Below are 20,514 nucleotides of genomic sequence, written 5' to 3'. Positions count from 1 at the left end.
TCGGCGGGCTCAATGCACCGCCATCGCCGTTCCGGTATCTTCGAGGGTGACGGTCGAGGTCGCGCCATGCATGCGGATCTCGGTCACCGTCATCAACCGCGCGCCGATGTCCTGCCCCCAGACCTGCACGGAGGCAGGCCCGCCGAATGTCGCATCGAGCACGTCGCGCAGGGCGGCGCCCGACAATCTGGCGATCACGCCGTCCTCGGTCAGTTCCAGCGCTGCCGCCGTCACCCGGGTATTTCCAACGATCAGTTCCAAAATCTTCTCCGCATTGGCCCGCCGGTCGCATGTGCCGGGCATCGGGACGCCTGTCTGTGAGTGTCGGCGCGATGGGGCCGAAACTTGTTTGTTCATGCACTGGACCGCTCTCGCCGTGCCGCTGCGGCACAACCTGGGCGGGTTCCCCGCAGGGAACCGCTCCGCTCGCGATCAGCTGCAGCCGCTGGTGCCGCCGCAGGTATTGCACTTCATGCAGGTGCCATTGCGCACCAGCGTGTAATTGCCACATTCCCCGCAGGCCTCGCCCTCATAGCCCTGCATCTTGGCCTTGGTGCGCGCGTTCATGCTTGCCGCCGGGCCGGAGACGACTGTGCTGCTCATCGCCACGGCGGCGACGCTCTGCACCGCGGCCGGGGTGGCACTCCCCTGCGCCACCGGCGCCCCCTGCCCGCCCTGCAGCACCACCAATTCCTGCGGCAGACGGTTGCGCAGAAAGCCGGTGGAGCTGATCTGGCGCAGCACGTCGAGGGATTTGCTCGCGGCGCCGTCGCTGAGTTCGCTGACATTGGCGAGGTTTTCCTCCTCGCCCTTGCCGAGATCGTCAAAGGTCGCGCCGACGGGTTTCACATGCGCCAGATCGGTCCGGTCGAGATAGGAGACCGCGAGCTCACGGAACACGTAATCAAGGATCGAGGTGGCGTTCTTGATGCTGTCGTTGCCCTGCACCATCCCGGCGGGCTCGAACTTGGTGAAGGTGAAGGCATCGACGAATTCCTCCAGCGGCACGCCATATTGCAGCCCGACCGACACGGCGATGGCGAAATTGTTCATCATCGCGCGGAAGCCCGCACCTTCCTTGTGCATGTCGATGAAGATCTCGCCGAGCGTGCCGTCGCTGTATTCGCCGGTGCGCAGATAGACCTTGTGCCCACCGACATTCGCCTTCTGGGTATAGCCCTTGCGACGCTGCGGCATCTTCTCGCGGTGCGAGCGGACGATTTCCTTGACGATCACCTTCTCGACGATCTTCTCGGCCAGCACCGTCGCCTTCTCCTGCGCGGAGCCGCTTTCCAGCACCTCGGCCGCCTCGTCGTCATCCTCCACCAGCGCCGCCGCCAGCGGCTGGCTGAGCTTGGAGCCGTCGCGGTAGAGCGCGTTGGCCTTGATGCCGAGCGACCAGCTGAGTTCATAGGCCTTCTGGCAATCCTCGATCGTGGCGTCGTTGGGCATGTTGATCGTCTTGGAGATCGCACCCGAAATAAAACTCTGCGCCGCCGCCATCATGTGGATATGGCTGTTCACGCTGAGATAGCGTTTGCCCTTCTTGCCGCAGGGATTGGCGCAGTCGAAGATCGCGTAATGCTCTTCCTTGAGGAACGGCGCACCCTCGAGCGTCATGGTGCCGCAGACGTGATCGTTGGCCGCGTCGATGTCCTGCTTGCTGAACCCGAGCGAGCGCAGCAGGTCGAAGGTCGGATCGTTGAGCTTCTCCGCCGGGATGCCGAGCACCTGCGTGCAGAATTCCTCGCCCAGCATCCATTGATTGAACACGAAGCGGATGTCGAAGGCCGATCCCAGCGCCGCTTCGATCTTGGCCAGCTCCTCGGGGCCGAAACCATGGCCGGTGAGCGAGGTATGGTTGATCCCCGGTGCATTGCCAAGGCTGCCATGACCGACGGCATAGGCGACGATCTCCTCGATCTGGGCAGGCAGATAGCCGAGCTTCACCAGCGCTGCCGGGACCGATTGGTTGATGATCTTGAAATAGCCGCCCCCGGCCAGTTTCTTGAACTTCACCAGCGCGAAATCGGGCTCGATCCCGGTGGTGTCGCAATCCATCACCAGACCGATGGTGCCGGTCGGCGCCACCACGGAGGTCTGGGCGTTGCGATAGCCGTGCCGCTCCCCGATGCTGAGCGCCTCGTCCCAGCAGGACATCGCGACATCGACCAGATCGGCCTGCGGGCAATTGGCGTGGTCGAGCGGCACCGGCTTGACCGACAGCGCCTCATAGCCTTTGTCCTTGCCATAGGCCGCATTGCGATGGTTGCGGATCACCCGCAGCATATGTGCCGCGTTCTTATCATAGCCGGGAAAGGCGCCGAGCTCCCCGGCCATCTCGGCGGAGGTGGCATAGGCCACGCCGGTCATGATCGCGCTCAGCGCCCCGCAGAGCGCACGCCCTTCCGCGCTGTCATAGCCGAAGCCCATGTTCATCAGCAGCCCGCCGATATTGGCATAGCCAAGACCGAGGGTGCGGAAATCATAGGACCGCTGGGCGATTTCCCTCGACGGGAACTGCGCCATCATCACGGAGATTTCCAGTGTCACGGTCCAGAGCCGCGAGGCGTGCATGTAATCCTCAACCTGAAATTCACCGTCCTTGAGGAAGGTCAGCAGGTTCATCGAGGCCAGGTTGCAGGCGGTATCGTCAAGGAACATGTATTCCGAACACGGGTTCGATCCACGGATCGCGCCGTCCTCGGGACAGGTGTGCCAGTCATTGACCGTGTCGTGATACTGGATGCCCGGATCGGCGCAGGCCCAGGCGGCATGGCCGATCTGGTCCCAGAGGTCACGGGCGCGGATCGTTCTGGTCACCCGGTTCTCGGTGCGGCTGATGAGCTCCCAATCTGCGTCTTTCTCGACGGCGGTGAGGAAGGCATTGGTCACCCGGATCGAGTTGTTCGAGTTTTGCCCCGAAACACTCGAATAGGCCTCGCTGTCCCAATCGGTGTCATAGGTCGGAAACTCGATGCCGGTATGGCCCTGCCTGGCGTAATCCAGCACCCGCTTGATGTAGGTCTCGGGGATCGCGACCTTCTTGGCCTCGCGGATTGCGGCCTTCAGGCCCTCGTTGACCGCCGGGTCATAGGCATCGGCCTGCGCGCCGTCCCAGGCCTTGATCGCGGCGAAGAGCTTGTTCAGCTTTTCCTCGTGCATCTTGGAGCCCGCGACGATGCTCGCCACCTTCTGCTCCTCGATCACCTTCCAGTTGATGAAATCCTCGATATCGGGATGGTCGGCATCCACGATCACCATCTTGGCCGCGCGCCGGGTGGTGCCGCCGGATTTGATGGCGCCTGCGGCACGGTCCCCGATCTTGAGGAACCCCATCAAACCCGACGACTTGCCGCCGCCCGACAGCTTCTCGCCCTCTCCGCGGAGCGATGAAAAGTTGGTGCCCGTTCCCGAGCCGTATTTGAACAGCCGCGCTTCCCGGACCCAGAGATCCATGATGCCGCCATCGCCGACCAGATCGTCTGCGACGGACTGGATGAAACAGGCATGCGGTTGGGGATGTTCATAGGAGGACGTCGACCGGGTCAGCTTGCCCGACTTGTGATCAACGTAAAAATGCCCCTGCGCCGGACCGTCGATGCCATAGGCCCAGTGCAGCCCGGTGTTGAACCATTGCGGTGAATTCGGCGCGGCGCGCTGGGAAGCGAGCATGTGGCGCATCTCGTCGTAATAGGCGCGCGCATCGTCCTCGGTCGAGAAATAGCCACCTTTCCAGCCCCAATAGGCCCAGGCCCCGGCGAGACGGTCGAAGACCTGTTTGGAGGAGGTCTCGCCGCCCATCTCGGCCCCTTCGGCGGGCACGGAGCGCCACAGGAATTCGGGCACGCCCTTTTCCTTCACCTTTCGGGTTTCGGAGGGCACCCCGGCCTTGCGAAAATATTTCTGCGCGATCACGTCGCTGGCGACCTGGCTCCAGCTGGCGGGCACCTCGACATTATCGAGTTTGAAGACAACGGAACCGTCGGGATTGCGGATCTCGGAGACGGCGCTCACGAAATCCAGATCTGCATAGGCGTCCTGCCCGGCCTTGGTGAATTTCCGTTCAATCTTCATTATCGCAGCCCCGTATCTCGCTATTTCAACCCCGGACCGGCCCCGCGATGGCAGTCCGCCCCACTCAAATTCACCCTGCCACCCGGCCAACGGTAATCATCCTGCCACCCCGAAAGGAACCGGGACAGCCGCTCGAAAAGCGCGAATTATGATCTTGCGCCGGTGCGATCAGCCTTGATGCACCCTCCGGTGAAACCACCACATCTTGTGTTGCCGGTATCAGCACCCACAACCTGACGTATCTCAACCACATTGGTCAATTGATTTTTTTTCAAATTTTCCGGATCGGAAGTGTTGACCATCGGGCCATTTCAAAGTGCCCCGGAACCATACCGAGTCCCGCACCGGATATCCCCAGATTTGCCCGTCCGGGCGATATTTCCGACGCAGGAATTTTTTCTAGTATCGCAACGGGGTTAGCGGGAGTCTCTCACAGGCATGGGGGAGATATGCACAGGCCCGAACCGCGTGATGCGAATAATCCCTTGCACAGCTGGCAAGACCGCGCCGGTGTTTCGAAATCATCACATCGGCCCGCCTTGTCAGGGGTATCCGCGCCGGTCAGAGGGGACTCGCGTGCCAGAAATTGAGTCGGACAGGAGATCAGCCCCAAGATATAGGCGGACCGAGTCGCGATCCCCTAGCGGTTCAAATGAATGAAAATTCGATGAAGATGGTCGGAGCGAGAGGATTCGAACCTCCGACCCCCTGTACCCAAAACAGGTGCGCTACCAGGCTGCGCCACGCTCCGACTTGCGCTTCTTTAGACAGAAGCGGCGCGATTGAAAAGCCCTAACAGGGCCAGGCCGCCGCCGGACCGGAAAAAGCCGGATGACGCAGCGCGCTGCCTTCGGTTATCCCAAGCCTGCGCGCCATGCCGCCGTTGATCTCCAGTACCGAAAGCAGGTCATCGCCGCCAATAATCGCGGTTTCGTCATGGGGCCGCGCCATATGATGGATCCGCCGCACCACGCCCCCCGCATCGACGAAGAGCATGTCGAGCGGAATCAGCGTATTGCGCATCCAGAAACTGAGGGGCTGCGGTTTCTCGTAGACGAATAACATCCCGGCGCTGGCAGGCAGGGATTCGCGAAACATCAGCCCCCGCGCCCGGGCTTCGGGATCATCCGCCACTTCGACGCTGAACCGCGCCTGACCCCAGTCGCCACGCAGGAACACCTGGTCTTCCCGGCACCCGGCTGCAGCGGCCGAAACCGATGCAACGAACGCCAGCATAGTTGCGAAAAAACTCAGGCTTCGCTGCCGTTGTCGGCCGTCTCGGCCTGTCCGGGCTGCCTTGTTGTCACCGCTGCTTCCCATGCTTGCACCTCCGCTGCCATATGGCCGCGTTTACCCTCGATCACCCGCATCGCCAAGGCTTCGCCGGGTTGCAGATCCGACAGGCCGGACTGGCGCAGCACCTCGATATGCAGGAACACATCCTCCGGTCGCCCGAAGACATTGGCAAAGCCGAAACCCTTGGCCTTGTCGAACCACTTGACCCGGGCGGGTTCGAGCGGCGCATTGGCCACCGAGCCCGGGTCGAGCCCGACGATATCGGCAAGTGCTGCCGCCTGCGCGCCCTGCGGCGGCTGGATGGAGACGATCGACGTCGCCTGAACCCCGCGCTCCGTCTGCTGGGCATAGAGTTCGATCCGGGCACCGTCCGCCACCGAACTCTGGCCGAAATTGCGCAGCACATTCACATGCAAGAGAATATCGGGACCTCCGGCGTCGGAAATCACGAAACCAAACCCTTTGACCGGATCGAACCATTTGACGATACCACTTACGGCCGGGGCGTTTTTATCATCCTGAGACACATTCATCCTTCGGTCAGCATATTACATTGCTCGCAGAAATGCCTGAAAAATCTGGCATCCCCTCCGTAATTCGGCCCCTGTCGGTCTCACGGATTGAGCCGTGCAACCTCCCAGGGCGTGTCGATGGCTTCGCGCGTCCAGCGGAACCGGTCATGCAGGCGAAATTCGCCGTCAGCCCAGAACTCGATCTCCAGCGGGGTCAGTCGATACCCGCCCCAGAAAGGGGGGCGTTTGGGATTGATCCCATGTTGGGCCGTGACCCTGGCCACTTCGGCCATCAGGGCAGCGCGGCTTTCCAGTGGCTGCGACTGCCGCGATGCCCAGGCCCCGAGGCGGCTCTTGAGCGAGCGCGATGCGTAATAGGCATCGGCCTGCGGCCCCTCTTCCCTGCCGATCGACCCCCGCGCCCGCACCTGCCGCCGCAGCGACTTCCAGTGCATCACGAAGGCCGCCTTGCCCGTTCCCTCCAGCTCCCCTGCCTTGGTGCTCTCGTAATTGGTGTAGAAGACGAAACCATCGGCCTCGATCTCCTTGAGAAGCACCATGCGCGCATTGGGCATACCCCTGCCATCAACCGTCGAAAGGGCGATGGCATTGGGATCGTTCGGTTCGCTGTCCTGCGCCGCACGCAGCCATTGCCGCGCGATCTGGAACGGGTCATCTCCCGCAAAAATGCCGGTCCGCTTGTCCATCTTAAATCATTCACATCAATAAAATAACATATGCGCAAATAGCGCCTGACCGAAGATATAGCAATTGTTTCGATCCAACAACCAAAACGTGGACAACAGAAGCGCGCAAGCCCCCGAACCATGCATGGCGTTGCAGTCTTGATGCATTCCGCGCAATGACATAAACCCACGGCAAGATATCTCCAAGGAATAGGGCAGTGCGATGGGCAACAATCTGATGCAGGGCAAACGAGGGCTCGTCATGGGGCTCGCCAATGACAAGTCCATCGCCTGGGGGATTGCAAAGACCCTCGCCGATGCCGGGGCCGAGCTCGCCTTCTCCTACCAGGGCGAAGCGCTGAAGAAACGCGTCGGGCCGCTGGCCGAACAGCTGGGCAGCGACATCGTCCTGCCCTGCGACGTCGCGGACGAAGCGTCGATGGACGCGCTTTTCGCGGATCTGGGCGCGCGTTGGGACGGGCTCGATTTCATCGTCCATGCCATCGGCTTCTCCGACAAGAACGAGCTGCGTGGCCGCTATGTCGATACCAGCCGCGGCAATTTTACCATGACGATGGACATCTCGGTCTATTCCTTCACCGCGATCATGCAGCGCGCCGAGAAAATGATGCGCCCCGGCGCCAGCGCCCTGACGCTGACCTATTACGGCGCCGAACAGGTGATGCCGCATTACAACGTCATGGGCGTGGCCAAGGCGGCGCTCGAGGCCAGCGTGAAATATCTCGCCGAGGATCTTGGCAAGGACGGCATCCGCGTCAACGCCATCTCCGCCGGCCCGATCAAGACACTGGCCGCCTCCGGCATCGGTGATTTCCGCTACATCATGAAATGGAACGAATACAATTCGCCGCTGCGCCGCAACGTGACCATCGACGATGTCGGCAAGGCGGCGCTGTTCCTGCTCAGCGATCTCGGCAGCGGCACCACCGGCGAGAACCTGCATGTCGATGCCGGGTATCACGTCGTGGGCATGAAGGCGGTCGATGCGCCGGACATGTCGAAGGAATGATCCTCCCCCGCAGCCCCAACCGAAAGACCGCCCGATGACCGACGACAAGCAGAATTTCCGGCGCCTGCCCCATGAAAAGGGCTTTCACATTTCCTGGGACCAGATCCACCGCGACAGCCGCGCCCTGGCCTGGCGGCTCGACGGGCACGGACCCGACAACGGCGCCTGGCGCGCGGTGGTGGCGATCACCCGCGGCGGCATGGCGCCGGCGATGATCGCGGCACGGGAACTCGACATCCGCACCGTCGATACGATCTCGATCAAATCCTATGATCACCAGACCCAGTCGGATGCACAGGTCCTGAAAGCTCCGGATCCCGAGCTGATGGGCGACGGCACCGGTATCCTGATCATCGACGACCTGGTGGATTCAGGCAAGACGCTGGAGGTCGTGCGCGCCCTCTATCCCAAGGCCCATTGTGCCACGGTCTATGCCAAACCGAAGGGCCGTCCGCAGGTCGATACCTACATCACCGAAGTCTCGCAGGATACCTGGATCTTCTTCCCCTGGGACATGGCGCTGCAATATGTCGAACCCTATCGCGGCAAGGACTGAACCGGCCTCAGAAGGACTTTCCGCCTCCGGCGGAGGTATTTGAAACCCAAAGAATGACGCTCCGTCGCCGCATCTTCTGACCCTAAATACCTCCGCCGGAGGCTCCCGCGCTCGCCCCGAGGAGCCCCGCCATGACGATGACACGCACCGCCGCCACCTTCCTGCCGCCCGTGATGCAGGCCCGGGGCTGGCTTGAAGGGATCACTTTCCCGCCGGAACGACCGTTGATCAATGTCAGCCAGGCGGCGCCGGTGGAGCCGCCGGTGCGGGCGCTGCGCGAGGCGATGGCCGAGGTGGCGCTCAATTGCGATGCGGCGCATCTCTACGGGCCGGTGCTGGGACTGGCCGAACTGCGTGCGGAACTGGCCCGCCAGAGCGCCGCGCGCTACGGGGGCAGGATCGGTGCGGAACAGGTCGCCATCACCGCCGGATGCAACCAGGCATTTACCGCCGCCATCGCGGCGCTCTGTGGCGAGGCGGATGAGGTCATCCTGCCGACGCCGTGGTATTTCAACCACAAGATGTGGCTCGACATGGCCGGCGTCAACGCGCTTGCCCTGCCGGTAGCGGGCGACATGCTGCCCGATCCCGCGCGCGCCGCGGCGCTGATCACCCCGCGTACGCGGGCCATCGCGCTGGTCAGTCCGAACAATCCCTGCGGGGTCGAATATCCCGCCGACCTGCTGCAGGTCTTTTTCGATCTGGCCCGGGACAGGGGCATCGCGCTGATCCTTGACGAGACCTATCGCGATTTTCACAGTCGCACCGGTGCCCCGCATGGCCTGTTCGCGCAGGCGGATTGGCCGGACACGCTGATCCAGCTCTATTCCTTTTCCAAATCCTACCGGCTCACCGGTCATCGGGTCGGGGCGATGATCGCCTCCGCCGCGCGCCTGGCCGAGGCCGAGAAATTTCTCGATACCGTGACGATCTGTCCGAACCAGATCGGCCAGCATGCGGCGCTCTGGGGCATGCAGAACCTCGGCGACTGGCTGGCCGGAGAGCGGCAAGAAATCCTGTCCCGGCGGGCCCATATCGCCGCGCAGTTTCCGCGTCTTGCGGCGCGCGGCTGGCAGCTGCTCGGGCTCGGCGGGTATTTCGCCTATCTTCAGCACCCCTTTTCCATGTCCTCGGCCGAGCTGGCGCCCTGGCTGGTACGCGAGGCCGGGATACTCGCGCTGCCGGGCACGATGTTCTGCCCGGTCGATGACCCCGGTGCCGCGGGACAATTGCGCATCGCCTTCGCCAATCTCGATCGCGGCGGTATCAGCGGGTTGTTCGACCGGCTTGCCGCCCTGCCCTCTGCCTAAGCGCCCCTTGCTCCCTCGCCGCGCAGCGCATAGACAATCACGAAACGCGTTGAGGGTGAACAGAACATGGCCAAAGGCTCGAGCATTACGAAAACCGCCGTCTGGGTGCTGATGGGGATGCTGATCCTCGGTCTCGGCGGCTTCGGCGCGATCAACCTGAGCGGCAATATCCGCAGCATCGGCTCGGTGGGCGACAAGTCGATCCCGGTGGATCAATATGCCCGCCAGCTCCAGCAGGAGATCCGCGCCGTCGAGGCCCAGACCGGCGAGCCGCTGACCTTCCGTCGCGCCCAGGAGATCGGGCTCGACCGTGCGGTGCTGCAGCGGCTGGTGCGCAACCGGGCGCTGGATCACGAGGCGAGCCAGCTCGGTCTGTCGATCGGCGATGAATCCCTGCGCGGCCAGATCCTCGAAATCTCCGCCTTTCAGGGGATCGACGGCAAGTTCGACCGCGAAGGCTATCGCTTCGCGCTGCAGCAGAGCGGTTTGAGCGAGGCCGAATTCGAGGCATCGCTGCGCGAGGAAGCGGCGCGCACCCTGCTGCAGGGCGCGATCGTCGGGGGCGTGCAGATGCCGCAGACCTATGCCGAGACGCTGGTCAGCTACCTGCGCGAGCAGCGCAGTTTCACCTGGACGCTGATGGACGAAGGCGATCTCGAAACGCCACTCCCGTCGGCCAGCGAGGAGGAATTGCGCGCCTATTACGAGGCCAATTCCGAGCGTTTCATGCTGCCTGCCAGCAAGGAAATCACCTATGCCTGGCTCAGCCCCGATGCGCTGATCGAGGAGGTGGAGGTCTCCGAGGAGGAATTGCGCAAGGAATACGAGAACCGCGCCGGGGAATATCAGAAACCCGAACGCCGCCTGGTCGAGCGCCTGGTCTTTGCCGATGCGGAAAGCGCCGATCAGGCCGCCGCGGCGCTCGAGGTTGACGGCACGACATTCGAGACGCTGGTCGATCAGCGGGGGCTTGATCTGGCGGATGTCGATCTGGGAGATGTCGGACGGCTCGAGCTCGAGGCGGCGGGCGAAGCGGTCTTCGCGGCCGAGGTCGGCGATGTCGTCGGCCCGCTGCCCAGCCCGCTCGGCCCGGCCCTGTTCCGGGTCAACGGCGTGTTGCCCGCGCAGAACACCAGCTTCGAAGAGGCGCGCGCGGCCCTGCGCCAGGAACTGGCGGTCAGCCGCGCGGTGCGCGCGGTCGAGGCCCGGGCGCAGGAACTCGACGATCAGCTTGCCGGTGGCGCTACCCTGGAACAGCTCGCCGAGGAAAGCGAGATGGAACTCGGCCAGATCGATTGGACCGAAGAGAACAGCGCGGGCATCGCCGCCTATGCCGCCTTCCGCGAAGCCGCGGCGGCGCTGAAGGAGGATGATTTTCCGAAGATCGGACAGCTCGATGACGGTGGTATCTTCGCGCTGCGTCTTGATGAGGCGCTGCCGGAACGGCCCGAACCCTTCGAACAGGCCCGCGACGACGTCGAGGCCGCCTGGCGCGCCGAGCAGATCCGGACGGCATTGGTCGCCCAGGCCGAGGCGCTGAAGCCCGCCCTCACCGGCGCCACCGCCTTCACCGAAGCCGGGCTCGACGCGGTGATCGAGGAAGACATGACCCGCAACGGATTCGTCGAGGATAGCCCGGCCGAGTTCATGGAAACGGTCTTCAAGATGCAGCCCGGCGATGTGGAGATTCTGCAGGGTGAAGAAGACAAGGTCGCGATCGTGCTGCTCGACAATATCGTCGCTGCCGAGACGGACGATGACGCCAGCGCATTGATCGAGCGGCTCGATGCGCAGCTCGATCAGGCGCTCGCGCAGGATGTCTTTGACATCTATGCCGAGGAGGTGGTGCGTCGCGCCGGGCCGCAGGTCGACCAGCGGGCGGTTGCCGCCGTGCATGTCAATTTCCCCTGAAGGACGGCAGATGGCCCTGACCCCCAGATTCGAGGATTTCTCCGAAGCCTATTCGGCCGGGAAGAACCAGATCGTCTATACAAGGCTGGCAGCCGATCTCGACACGCCGGTGTCGCTGATGCTGAAACTCACCGGTGCCGCCGAGAATGCCTTTGTGCTGGAATCGGTGACCGGTGGCGAGGTGCGCGGGCGCTATTCGATCATCGGCATGAAACCCGACCTGATCTGGCGTTGCCGGGGGACCGAGGCGGCGCTGAACCGGGCCGCGCGCTATGATGCGGATGCGTTCGAGCCGTTGGCGGGTGACCCGCTCGACACATTGCGCGCCCTGATCGCGGAATCGCGGATCGACCTGCCCGATGATCTGCCGCAGGCGGCGGCCGGGCTGTTTGGCTATCTCGGCTATGATATGATCCGGCTGGTCGAGCATCTGCCGGAGGTGAACCCCGATCCGCTCGGCCTGCCCGATGCGATGATGCTGCGGCCTTCGGTGATCGCCGTGCTCGACGGGGTGAAGGGCGAGGTCACCATCGTCTCCCCTGCCTGGGTATCGGACGGCCATTCCGCCAAGGCCGCCTATGCGCAGGCCGCCGAGCGGGTGATGGATGCGGTGCGCGATCTTGAACGCGCCATGCCCGGCACCTCCCGCGATCTCGGCGAGGCAGCCGAGGCACCGGAACCGGTCAGCAATTTCAGCCATAAGGGCTACAAACAGGCGGTCGAGAAGGCGCGCGATTATATTCGCGCAGGCGACATCTTTCAGGTGGTGCCGAGCCAACGCTGGGCACAGGGATTTGCCCATCCGCCCTTCGCGCTCTACCGCTCCCTGCGGCGCACCAACCCGTCGCCGTTCATGTTTTATTTCAACTTCGGTGGCTTTCATGTGGTGGGCGCCTCGCCCGAGATCCTCGTGCGGGTGTTCGGCAAGGAGGTCACCATCCGCCCGATCGCCGGCACCCGCAAACGCGGGGCCACGCCGGAAGAGGACCGCGCGTTGGAGGCGGATCTGCTTGCCGATCAGAAAGAGCTTGCCGAACATCTGATGCTGCTCGATCTGGGCCGCAATGATGTCGGCCGGGTGGCGAAGATCGGCACCGTGCGCCCGACGGAGGAATTCATCGTCGAGCGTTACAGCCATGTGATGCATATCGTCTCCAACGTGGTGGGCGAGCTGCGCGAGGGCTGCGATGCGCTCGATGCATTCTTTGCCGGGATGCCCGCCGGGACCGTGTCGGGCGCGCCAAAGGTCCGGGCCATGCAGATCATCGACGAGCTCGAGCCGGAAAAGCGTGGCGTCTATGGGGGCGGCGTCGGTTATTTCAGCGCCGGGGGCGACATGGACATGTGCATCGCCCTGCGCACCGCCGTGATCAAGGACGAGACGCTCTATATCCAGGCCGGCGGCGGGGTCGTCTATGACAGCGACCCGGAGGCGGAATACATGGAGACGGTGCATAAATCCAACGCCATCCGTCGCGCCGCCGCCGATGCCGCGCGCTTTGGCGGCAAGGGAAACAACTGAACATGGCCGCCCGCGCCCCTTTCGAAATCGCGGGCATGATCGTCGCGCCCGGCACCAGCGCGGAGATCGATCTGCCGGTCTCGATCCTGCCGGATCATACGCCGGTGCATCTGTCGGTAGAGGTCTTCCACGGCAAACGGCCCGGTCCTACCATGTTCGTCAGTGCAGCCGTACATGGCGACGAGGTGATCGGCGTCGAGATCGTGCGCCGCCTGCTGCGTGCGCCGCAGCTCAGGTCGCTGCGCGGTACGCTGCTGGTGGTGCCGGTGGTCAATTCCTTCGGCTTTCTCAACCGCTCGCGCTACCTTCCCGACCGGCGCGACCTGAACCGCTGTTTTCCCGGTCACCCTTCCGGCTCGCTCGGGGCGCGGCTGGCGTTCATCTTCATGCAGGAGGTGGTGCTGCGCTGCGACTTCGGGATCGACCTGCATTCGGCGGCGATCCACCGCACCAACCTGCCGCAGGTACGGGTCTCGCCAGCGGACGCGGTCACCAGCAAAATGGCGCTCGATTTCGGGGCGCCCGTGGTGCTGAGCTCGGCGCTGCGCGAGGGATCGCTGCGCGCCGTGGCGGCCAAGCTCGGGACGCCCATCCTGCTCTACGAAGCCGGCGAAGGGCTGCGCTTTGACGAGATGGCGGTGCGGGCCGGTCTGGCAGGGATATTGCGGGTGATGCGCGGACAGGAGATGCTGCCTGCCAAGGGCATCGCCCCGGCCCGAGCGGCGCCGCACGTCTGCAGGACATCGAACTGGCTGCGCGCCCCGGCGGGCGGGCTGCTGCGCACCTTCCGGGCCGAGGGCGAGACTGTCGCCAAGGGCGATGTCCTGGCCACCGTCTCGGACCCGTTCGGCAAGATCGAGACCCATCTGGTCGCGCCGGATGCCGGGATCCTGATCGGCCGGGCGATACTGCCGGTGGTCAATGAGGGCGATGCGGTGTTCCACCTCGCCCGGCTCAGCGACGAGGCGGCGGTCACCACGGTGGGCAACCTGGCCTCGCAGCTCGAGACCGATCCGCTCTTCGATGAGGATGAGATTATCTGAGGGCGCGGCTGTCCGGGGCTGGCGCGGAACCGATCACTCCTGCAACAGAACCGCCGAGACCGGCGCCAGCGTCACCTTGCTGGCGCGCTCCTGCAACCCCCAGAGCAGCAGCGCGGAGATCGTGTCGGGACGCAGGCGGCCGAGCATGATCACCCCGCCCTCCTGCCCGGCCTTGAACGCCGCCTGATCGAGGAACCTTCGGATCACCGTCGGCGTCTGGTCCTTGCTGTCGAAATCGCGGAACACCGGGGCCGCCGGGACGCCGTTCTTACGCGCCAGTTTCGGCACCGTGTTGAGCCCCCTGTCCTGGGTCACCAGCCCATGGCCGCTCTCCGCCAGCATCGCCGCCACATGGTCGGAAACATCGCGCGAGACCTGCAGCCCCCCTTTCGTCCCTTCCAGCACCGCGACCGCCTGGGGCAAATTCCCGAGCGCCACGGCGAAATTGGTCTCGGCATCGCCGGGAGTCGCGCCTTCGGGCAGGTCGACCATCGCCAGGACCTCGAACCCTTCTTCGCGAAACGCCTGCATCCTTTCCGCGGCATCGGGCAGCGTCGCATCGACGGCAAAGCTCACCGGATAGGGAAAGCTGCGCAGCGCGGCCAGTCCGGCCTCGCCGCCGGTCAGGGACTTGCCGTTGTCGATCAGCACGATTGCCATCAGCGGCTTATCCTCGCTCGATGTGAAAGGCATCGCATTTCGGATGATCGCGCGCGGATCGGGCTCCGCGACAGGGGCGGCGTCGGGCTCGGCCTGCTCCGCTGCCGTGTCGGGCTTGACCTGATCTTCCGTCGCGACATCCTCGGCGATATTCGGCAATCGGTTGACGATCACCCCGCTCTTCTGCGCGCCGGGATCGCGTGCCGGTTTGCCGACCCTCGGGCCAGTGGCAACCGACGCGTTCTCCGGACCGCTTTCGCCTGCCGTCGCCTGCGCGGTCTGATGCAGGGATTCCGGCACCGCGTGGTTTGCCGCATCGGGCTCGTCCACCCGGTTTGCGGGAGAGGACCGCCGCGGTTGCGGTGCGCCCGGTTCCGCCTGAGTTTCGATTGGCGTGCGCGCGAAGAGCGGCTCTTCCTCTGCCTCAGCCGCAGGCGCGGTCAGGACCGGCGCGTCGATCATGCCGACTTCCGGCTGCACCGGCAGGTCGAAAGCCCCTTCCACGGCTTCGAGCGGCGGCGCCATGGGCTGGGCGGGCTCGGTCGAAATCGACAATTCCTCGACCGCTTCGGGTGTCGCGGGTGTCGAAATTCGCGGATTGGCCTGCACCGGGGCCTCGGCCCGGGGAACATCGTTGCGGGCCGTGGCGACGACGCTCGGCGCGGCGATGTCACCGACCTCGCCGGTTTCCGGCTGTCCGGCGCTCGCGGTTGTCGTCTCGTCAAGGCTGGCGAGGTCATCCGGAGCCGGGGTATCGCTTGGCGTCGCGGTCTGGCTGGCCGGTGCCGTCGGTGTATCAGCGATGGATTGCCGGGCCTGGGAAACCTCGATATCGGCCTCGGGCGTCTCTGCCGCGCCGGGGGTCGCGCCGATCTGCGGCGGCTGCGGCATCGGCGCCAGCAGCGAGACGACCCCGCCGAGCCCGAGCACGACGATGCCGCCACTTATGAGTCCGCCCAGAAATCCGCGCGCCATTCCACCTCTCCCGTAACCTGCCCTGCGCCCTATCGCGCCATTCCTGCCCTTGGCCGCCAACCGCCTCCGCTCTTGACGTCGCGGGACAAGCCTGAACATGTATGCCCGACATATATCCCGTCTCCGCACGGTATCTCTAGCCCTAATACGAAGTTTTGCCCCTTGCTGCTGCTCATCGATAACTACGATTCATTCACCTACAATCTGGTGCATTACCTCGGCGAGCTCGGCGCCGAGGTCGAGGTCCGGCGCAATGACACGCTTGACGTGGCCGAGGCGCTGGCGATGAAACCTGCGGGCATCCTCCTCTCGCCCGGTCCCTGCGATCCCGATCAGGCCGGTATCTGTCTAAAGCTGACCCGCGCGGCGGCCGAGGCAAAGCTGCCGCTGCTTGGTGTCTGCCTTGGCCATCAGACGCTGGGCCAGGCTTTCGGCGGCAAGGTCGTGCGTGCGGGCGAGATCGTGCATGGCAAGATGGGCGTGATGCATCACGACAACAGCGGCGTCTTCGCCGGTCTGCCCTCGCCCTTCGAGGCGACGCGCTATCATTCGCTGGTCGTCGAGCGCGAGAGCCTGCCGGAATGTCTGCGCATCACCGCCGAGCTGGCCGACGGCACGATCATGGGGCTGCAGCACCGCGAATTGTCGCTTCATGGCGTGCAGTTCCACCCGGAATCGATCCGCTCGGAACATGGCCATGCGCTGCTCAAGAATTTCCTCGACAAGATGCAGGTTCCGGCATGAGCGACGCCCTGAAACCGCTGATCGACGCCGCAGCCAACGGGCCTCTGAGCCCTGCGCAGGCCCGCGAAGCCTTCCAGATCCTGTTTGACGGAGAAGCCACGCCGAGCCAGATCGGCGGTTTCCTGATGGCGCTGCGCACCCGGGGCGAGACGGTGGATGAATATGCCGCCGCCGCCGCCGTGATGCGCGCCAAATGCCATCCGGTGCAGGCGCCTGAGGGCGCCATCGACATCGTCGGCACCGGCGGTGACGGCAAAGGCACGCTGAACATCTCCACCGCAACCGCCTTCGTGGTGGCCGGTGCCGGTGTGGTCGTGGCCAAGCATGGCAACCGCAACCTGTCGTCCAAATCCGGCGCCGCCGATGCGCTCACGCAGATCGGGCTCAATGTCATGGTCGGGCCGAAAGTCGTGGAGCGCGAGCTTGGAGGTGCCGGAATCGGCTTCATGATGGCGCCGATGCATCACCCGGCGATCGCCCATGTGATGCCGACCCGTTCGGAGCTCGGCACCCGCACGATCTTCAACATCCTCGGCCCGCTGACCAACCCCGCCGGGGTCACCCGCCAGCTTACCGGCGCCTATCTGCGCGAGCTGATCCGCCCGATGGCGCAGACCCTCGGCCAGCTTGGCAGCGAGAAGGCCTGGATCGTACATGGCTCGGACGGCACCGATGAGCTGACCATTACCGGGGTGAGCTGGGTCGCGGCCTGGGAGCAGGGGGAGCTGCGCGAGTTCGAGATCCATCCCGAGGAAGCCGGGTTGCCGGCGCATCCTTTCGAGGCGATCATCGGCGGTACGCCTCAGGAAAATGCCCGCGACCTGCTCGCGCTGCTGGACGGTGCTAAATCGGCCTATCGCGACGCGGTACTGCTCAATGCGGCTGCCGCGCTGGTGGTGGCAGATGCCGCGTCCGACCTGAAATCGGGGGTCGAGATGGCCCGCCAGAGCATCGACAGCGGCGCGGCAAGCGAGAAACTCACACGGGTCGCCGAAATCTCGCAGCGCAAATGACCCTGCTGCCCCACTCGGGACTGGGCGCCTGGGCCGCCCTGCCGTTCTTCGAGCAGCGCTTGCCGCAGATCGAAGCGCGACTTGAAAGCGAGGAACGCCCCTTCCTGCCGCCCGCACCGCAGGTTTTCGCGGCGCTGGAACGCAGTCAGCCCGACGACGTAGAGGTGGTGATCCTCGGTCAGGATCCCTACCCGACGCCGGGCCATGCCCATGGCTTTGCCTTCTCGGCCGCCGCCGACGTCAGACCGCTGCCGCGTTCGCTGGCAAATATCTACAAGGAAATGCAGGCTGATCTCGGCGTCTGCCCCGACACTGCCGATCTTCGTTTCCTTGCCGATCAGGGGGTCTTGCTGCTCAATACCGTGCTGAGCGTGCCTGCGGGCGACGCGGGCGGGCACCGATTGCTGGGCTGGCAGGACCTGACGTCACAGGTGCTGCAGCGGCTCTCGGACCGGCCCCGTGCCTATCTGCTCTGGGGCGCACAGGCACAGAAAGCGGCGGCCGGGGTCGATCCGGCGGATAATCTGAAACTGGCAAGCGCCCATCCCTCGCCGCTCTCGGCGCGACGGGGCTTTTTCGGATCGCGCCCTTTCAGCCGCACCAATGTATGGTTGCAGGCCAATGACAGGAACGCCATAAACTGGGCCAACCAGAGGGGTAAATTATGACCGAGACCATTCTCGACAGGATTAAGTCCTACAAACTCGACGAGATCGCCGCCGACAAGCAGGAAAAGCCGCTGGAAAGCGTCGAGGCCGAGGCCCGCGGCGCCGGTCCGGTCCGCCCCTTTGCCGCCAAGCTGCACGATGCCTCCCGCGAGGGCTATGGGTTGATCGCCGAGATCAAGAAGGCCAGCCCGTCCAAGGGGCTGATCCGCGAAGATTTCGACCCGGCCGCGCTTGCGCAGGCCTATGAGGCGGGCGGCGCTGCCTGCCTGTCGGTGCTGACCGACACGCCGAGCTTTCAAGGTGCCAAATCATTCCTCACCGAGGCCCGCGCTGCCTGCGATCTGCCGGTTCTGCGCAAGGATTTCATGTATGACACCTATCAGGTCGCCGAAGCGCGCAGCCTCGGTGCCGATTGCATCCTGATCATCATGGCCTCGGTCAGCGATGCACAGGCCGCGGAGCTCGAGGCGGCAGCGAAGGAATGGGGCATGGATGCGCTGATCGAGGTGCATGACCGCGAGGAGCTGGAACGCGCCAGCAAGCTTGAAAGCCGTCTGATCGGCATCAACAACCGCAATCTCAACACCTTCGAGACCTCGCTCGACACCACGCGCAGCCTGTCGAAGCTGGTACCCGAGGACCGGGTGATCGTGTCTGAATCCGGGCTGAGCACGCCGAAGGATCTCTCCGATATCGCGATGTATGGCGCGCGGATCTTCCTGATCGGCGAAAGCCTGATGCGCCAGAGCGATGTCGAGCAGGCGACCCGCGATCTGCTCGCCAATCCGCTGACCGCCGGGGGTATGTGATGAGCCTGACCCATTTCGACAAGAAGGGCGACGCCCATATGGTCGATGTCTCCGACAAGGCCGTGACCGCGCGGATCGCGCGCGCCGAGAACTACATCAGGATGGCGCCCGAAACCCTTGAGATCATTACCGAAGGTCGGGCCAAGAAGGGCGATGTCCTGGGTGTTGCGCGGCTTGCCGGGATCATGGGCGCCAAGCGCACTTCCGATCTCATCCCGCTGTGCCACCCGCTGCCGATCACCTCGGTCGCGCTGGAACTGACGCCGGATCCTGATCTGCCGGGCATCCGCATCAGTGCCACGGTCAAGACCACCGGACAGACCGGGGTCGAGATGGAAGCGCTGACGGCCGTCTCGGTCGCGGCCCTCACGGTCTATGACATGAGCAAGGCCGTGGACAAGGACATGGAGATAGGCGGGCAGCGCGTGGTCCTGAAGGACGGCGGCAAATCCGGCCGTTACGAGGCGCAATGATCTCGGTCGAGGCGGCGCTCGAGCAGCTCTTCACGCTGGTCAAGCCCGGCGCGGTTGAGCTGGTGCCACTGCGCCGGGCTGCCGGTCGGGTGCTCGCGCGCGATGTCGCCGCGACCCGGCGCCAGCCCCCTTTCGCCGCCTCTTCGATGGATGGCTACGCGCTGCGCCGCGCCGAAGTCGAGCCCGATGCGTTGTTCAAGGTGATCGGCGAAGCCGCCGCCGGACATCGTTTCGAAGGCCAGGTCCGGGCCGGTCAGGCGGTCCGCATCTTCACCGGCGCGCCGCTGCCGGAAGGTGCCGATTTCGTGGTGATCCAGGAGGATGTGACCCGCCGCGGCGATCTGATCACGCTCGGCCATCGCATCGGGGAAAAGGACAATATCCGCCCTGCCGGGGTGGATTTCGAGATCGGCGATCCGCTGCAGGCGCCCCGCCGCCTGCGCCCGTCCGACATTGCCCTGCTTGCCGCCATGAACATCGCGGAGGTCCCGGTCAGCCGCCGCCCTGTCGTGGCATTACTGGCAACCGGCGACGAGCTGGTGCAGCCGGGCGAATCCCCGGGGCCGGATCAGATCATTGCTTCGAACAATTACGGTCTGGCCGCGATGTTCGAGGACTTCGGGGCCGAGGTGCGGATGCTGCCGATCGCACGGGACAACAAGGCGTCCCTGCAGCAGGCATTCGCCCTGGCCAAGGGGGGCGATCTGATCGTCACCATCGGCGGTGCCTCGGTCGGGGATCACGATCTGGTCGCGTCGGTCGGTGCCGAGCTGGGACTGGAACAGAGCTTCTACAAGGTGGCGATGCGACCCGGCAAACCGCTGATGGCCGGGCGGATGGGCAAGGCGGCGATGATCGGCCTGCCCGGCAATCCGGTCTCGGCCATGGTCTGCGGCACCGTCTTTGTCGCGCCGATGCTGCGCGTGATGCAGGGCCTGCCCGCCGAAGCCGCGCCGCGTCACCGCATGCCGCTTGCCGCCGACCTTCCGGAAAACGGGCCGCGTGCCCATTACATGCGCGCCCGGATGCAGGGCGGTCGGGTCTGCCCGGAAAGCAGTCAGGATTCCTCGCTTCTGAGCGTGTTGTCCTCGTCGGATGTGCTGCTGGTGCGCCCGCCGCATGACCCGCCCCGTAAGGCAGGAGACATGGTGGATTGCATTAATCTTTGAAAACTTGACACAAAACGGGAACGTCCATAGAACAAATCCAAACCAACAACCGGAGGTTTC

The 20,514-nt window shown here is 64.5% G+C and carries 18 protein-coding genes and 1 tRNA gene; 12 read left to right on the top strand and 7 right to left on the bottom strand.

The genetic code is table 11. The features are described from left to right. Positions 1-9: 9 nt before the first annotated feature. From ACFSUD_RS03785 to pdxH, 6 genes are all read right to left on the bottom strand, one after another. Positions 10-303: a hypothetical protein gene (locus ACFSUD_RS03785; protein WP_386371613.1), complete on the bottom strand. Its 294-nt coding sequence runs from the start codon at positions 301-303 to the stop codon at positions 10-12. 129 nt (positions 304-432) lie between these two features. Next, positions 433-4,077 (bottom strand): vitamin B12-dependent ribonucleotide reductase, encoded by a 3,645-nt coding sequence (locus tag ACFSUD_RS03780; RefSeq protein ID WP_386371610.1) that lies wholly within the window; start codon positions 4,075-4,077, stop codon positions 433-435. A gap of 674 nt (positions 4,078-4,751) precedes the next feature. Beyond that, positions 4,752-4,828: transfer RNA gene (locus ACFSUD_RS03775), tRNA-Pro, on the bottom strand. 41 nt (positions 4,829-4,869) lie between these two features. Further along, positions 4,870-5,313 carry a DUF192 domain-containing protein gene (locus tag ACFSUD_RS03770; RefSeq protein WP_386371608.1) on the bottom strand — a complete coding sequence of 148 codons (444 nt, stop codon included), beginning with the start codon at positions 5,311-5,313 and terminating at the stop codon, positions 4,870-4,872. Positions 5,314-5,327: 14 nt separating this feature from the next. Continuing rightward, a complete protein-coding gene (locus ACFSUD_RS03765; protein WP_386371606.1) occupies positions 5,328-5,906 on the bottom strand; it encodes a cold-shock protein in 579 nt (192 codons plus the stop codon). An 80-nt stretch (positions 5,907-5,986) separates the two neighbouring features. Beyond that, positions 5,987-6,592, bottom strand: a complete 606-nt coding sequence (gene pdxH / locus ACFSUD_RS03760) for a pyridoxamine 5'-phosphate oxidase (RefSeq protein ID WP_386371604.1) — start codon at positions 6,590-6,592, stop codon at positions 5,987-5,989. A gap of 202 nt (positions 6,593-6,794) precedes the next feature. On the opposite strand from pdxH, the gene fabI reads away from it, so the two are divergent. The 6 genes from fabI to ACFSUD_RS03730 all read left to right on the top strand — a co-directional run bounded on the left by fabI (position 6,795) and on the right by ACFSUD_RS03730 (position 13,943). Further along, complete coding sequence (fabI, locus tag ACFSUD_RS03755; protein WP_386371602.1) at positions 6,795-7,601, top strand: enoyl-ACP reductase FabI; 807 nt, start codon at positions 6,795-6,797, stop codon at positions 7,599-7,601. 34 nt (positions 7,602-7,635) lie between these two features. Beyond that, positions 7,636-8,157 carry a xanthine phosphoribosyltransferase gene (gene gpt / locus ACFSUD_RS03750; protein ID WP_386371600.1) on the top strand — a complete coding sequence of 174 codons (522 nt, stop codon included), beginning with the start codon at positions 7,636-7,638 and terminating at the stop codon, positions 8,155-8,157. A 131-nt stretch (positions 8,158-8,288) separates the two neighbouring features. Next, complete coding sequence (locus ACFSUD_RS03745) at positions 8,289-9,467, top strand: aminotransferase (protein WP_386371598.1); 1,179 nt, start codon at positions 8,289-8,291, stop codon at positions 9,465-9,467. A 66-nt stretch (positions 9,468-9,533) separates the two neighbouring features. Continuing rightward, positions 9,534-11,378 carry a peptidyl-prolyl cis-trans isomerase gene (locus ACFSUD_RS03740; RefSeq protein WP_386371596.1) on the top strand — a complete coding sequence of 615 codons (1,845 nt, stop codon included), beginning with the start codon at positions 9,534-9,536 and terminating at the stop codon, positions 11,376-11,378. A 10-nt stretch (positions 11,379-11,388) separates the two neighbouring features. Next, positions 11,389-12,900 carry an anthranilate synthase component I gene (gene trpE, locus ACFSUD_RS03735; RefSeq protein ID WP_386371594.1) on the top strand — a complete coding sequence of 504 codons (1,512 nt, stop codon included), beginning with the start codon at positions 11,389-11,391 and terminating at the stop codon, positions 12,898-12,900. Between the two features lie 2 nt (positions 12,901-12,902). After that, a complete protein-coding gene (locus ACFSUD_RS03730) occupies positions 12,903-13,943 on the top strand; it encodes a succinylglutamate desuccinylase/aspartoacylase family protein (RefSeq protein ID WP_386371592.1) in 1,041 nt (346 codons plus the stop codon). 33 nt (positions 13,944-13,976) lie between these two features. Here the strand turns inward: ACFSUD_RS03730 and ACFSUD_RS03725 are convergent, their stop codons facing one another. Then, entirely contained in the window at positions 13,977-15,578 is a 1,602-nt protein-coding gene (locus ACFSUD_RS03725) for a divergent polysaccharide deacetylase family protein (protein WP_386371590.1), read from the bottom strand. Positions 15,579-15,740: 162 nt separating this feature from the next. Here ACFSUD_RS03725 and ACFSUD_RS03720 point away from each other — a divergent pair, with 162 nt between their 5' ends. From ACFSUD_RS03720 to ACFSUD_RS03695, 6 genes are read left to right on the top strand one after another with little or no spacing between them, the layout of a single operon-like run. After that, positions 15,741-16,322, top strand: a complete 582-nt coding sequence (locus ACFSUD_RS03720) for an anthranilate synthase component II (protein WP_386371588.1) — start codon at positions 15,741-15,743, stop codon at positions 16,320-16,322. Next, positions 16,319-17,335 (top strand): anthranilate phosphoribosyltransferase, encoded by a 1,017-nt coding sequence (trpD, locus tag ACFSUD_RS03715; RefSeq protein ID WP_386371586.1) that lies wholly within the window; start codon positions 16,319-16,321, stop codon positions 17,333-17,335. The genes ACFSUD_RS03720 and trpD overlap by 4 nt, the downstream gene beginning before the upstream one ends. Further along, positions 17,332-18,003 (top strand): uracil-DNA glycosylase, encoded by a 672-nt coding sequence (locus ACFSUD_RS03710; RefSeq protein ID WP_386371585.1) that lies wholly within the window; start codon positions 17,332-17,334, stop codon positions 18,001-18,003. The genes trpD and ACFSUD_RS03710 overlap by 4 nt, the downstream gene beginning before the upstream one ends. Next, positions 18,000-18,812, top strand: a complete 813-nt coding sequence (gene trpC / locus ACFSUD_RS03705; RefSeq protein WP_386371583.1) for an indole-3-glycerol phosphate synthase TrpC — start codon at positions 18,000-18,002, stop codon at positions 18,810-18,812. The genes ACFSUD_RS03710 and trpC overlap by 4 nt, the downstream gene beginning before the upstream one ends. Beyond that, the gene (gene moaC, locus ACFSUD_RS03700; RefSeq protein ID WP_386371581.1) at positions 18,812-19,285 is read left to right on the top strand and encodes a cyclic pyranopterin monophosphate synthase MoaC; all 474 of its coding nucleotides are present in this window, start codon (positions 18,812-18,814) and stop codon (positions 19,283-19,285) included. The genes trpC and moaC overlap by 1 nt, the downstream gene beginning before the upstream one ends. Then, entirely contained in the window at positions 19,282-20,454 is a 1,173-nt protein-coding gene (locus tag ACFSUD_RS03695; protein WP_386371579.1) for a molybdopterin molybdotransferase MoeA, read from the top strand. Before moaC ends, ACFSUD_RS03695 begins: the two co-directional genes overlap by 4 nt. The last annotated feature ends 60 nt before the right edge of the window (positions 20,455-20,514 follow it).

The sequence above is a fragment of the Sulfitobacter aestuarii genome (assembly GCF_042685005.1).
GTDB lineage: Bacteria > Pseudomonadota > Alphaproteobacteria > Rhodobacterales > Rhodobacteraceae > Sulfitobacter > Sulfitobacter aestuarii.
This window is presented reverse-complemented; position numbering and strand designations above follow the sequence as displayed.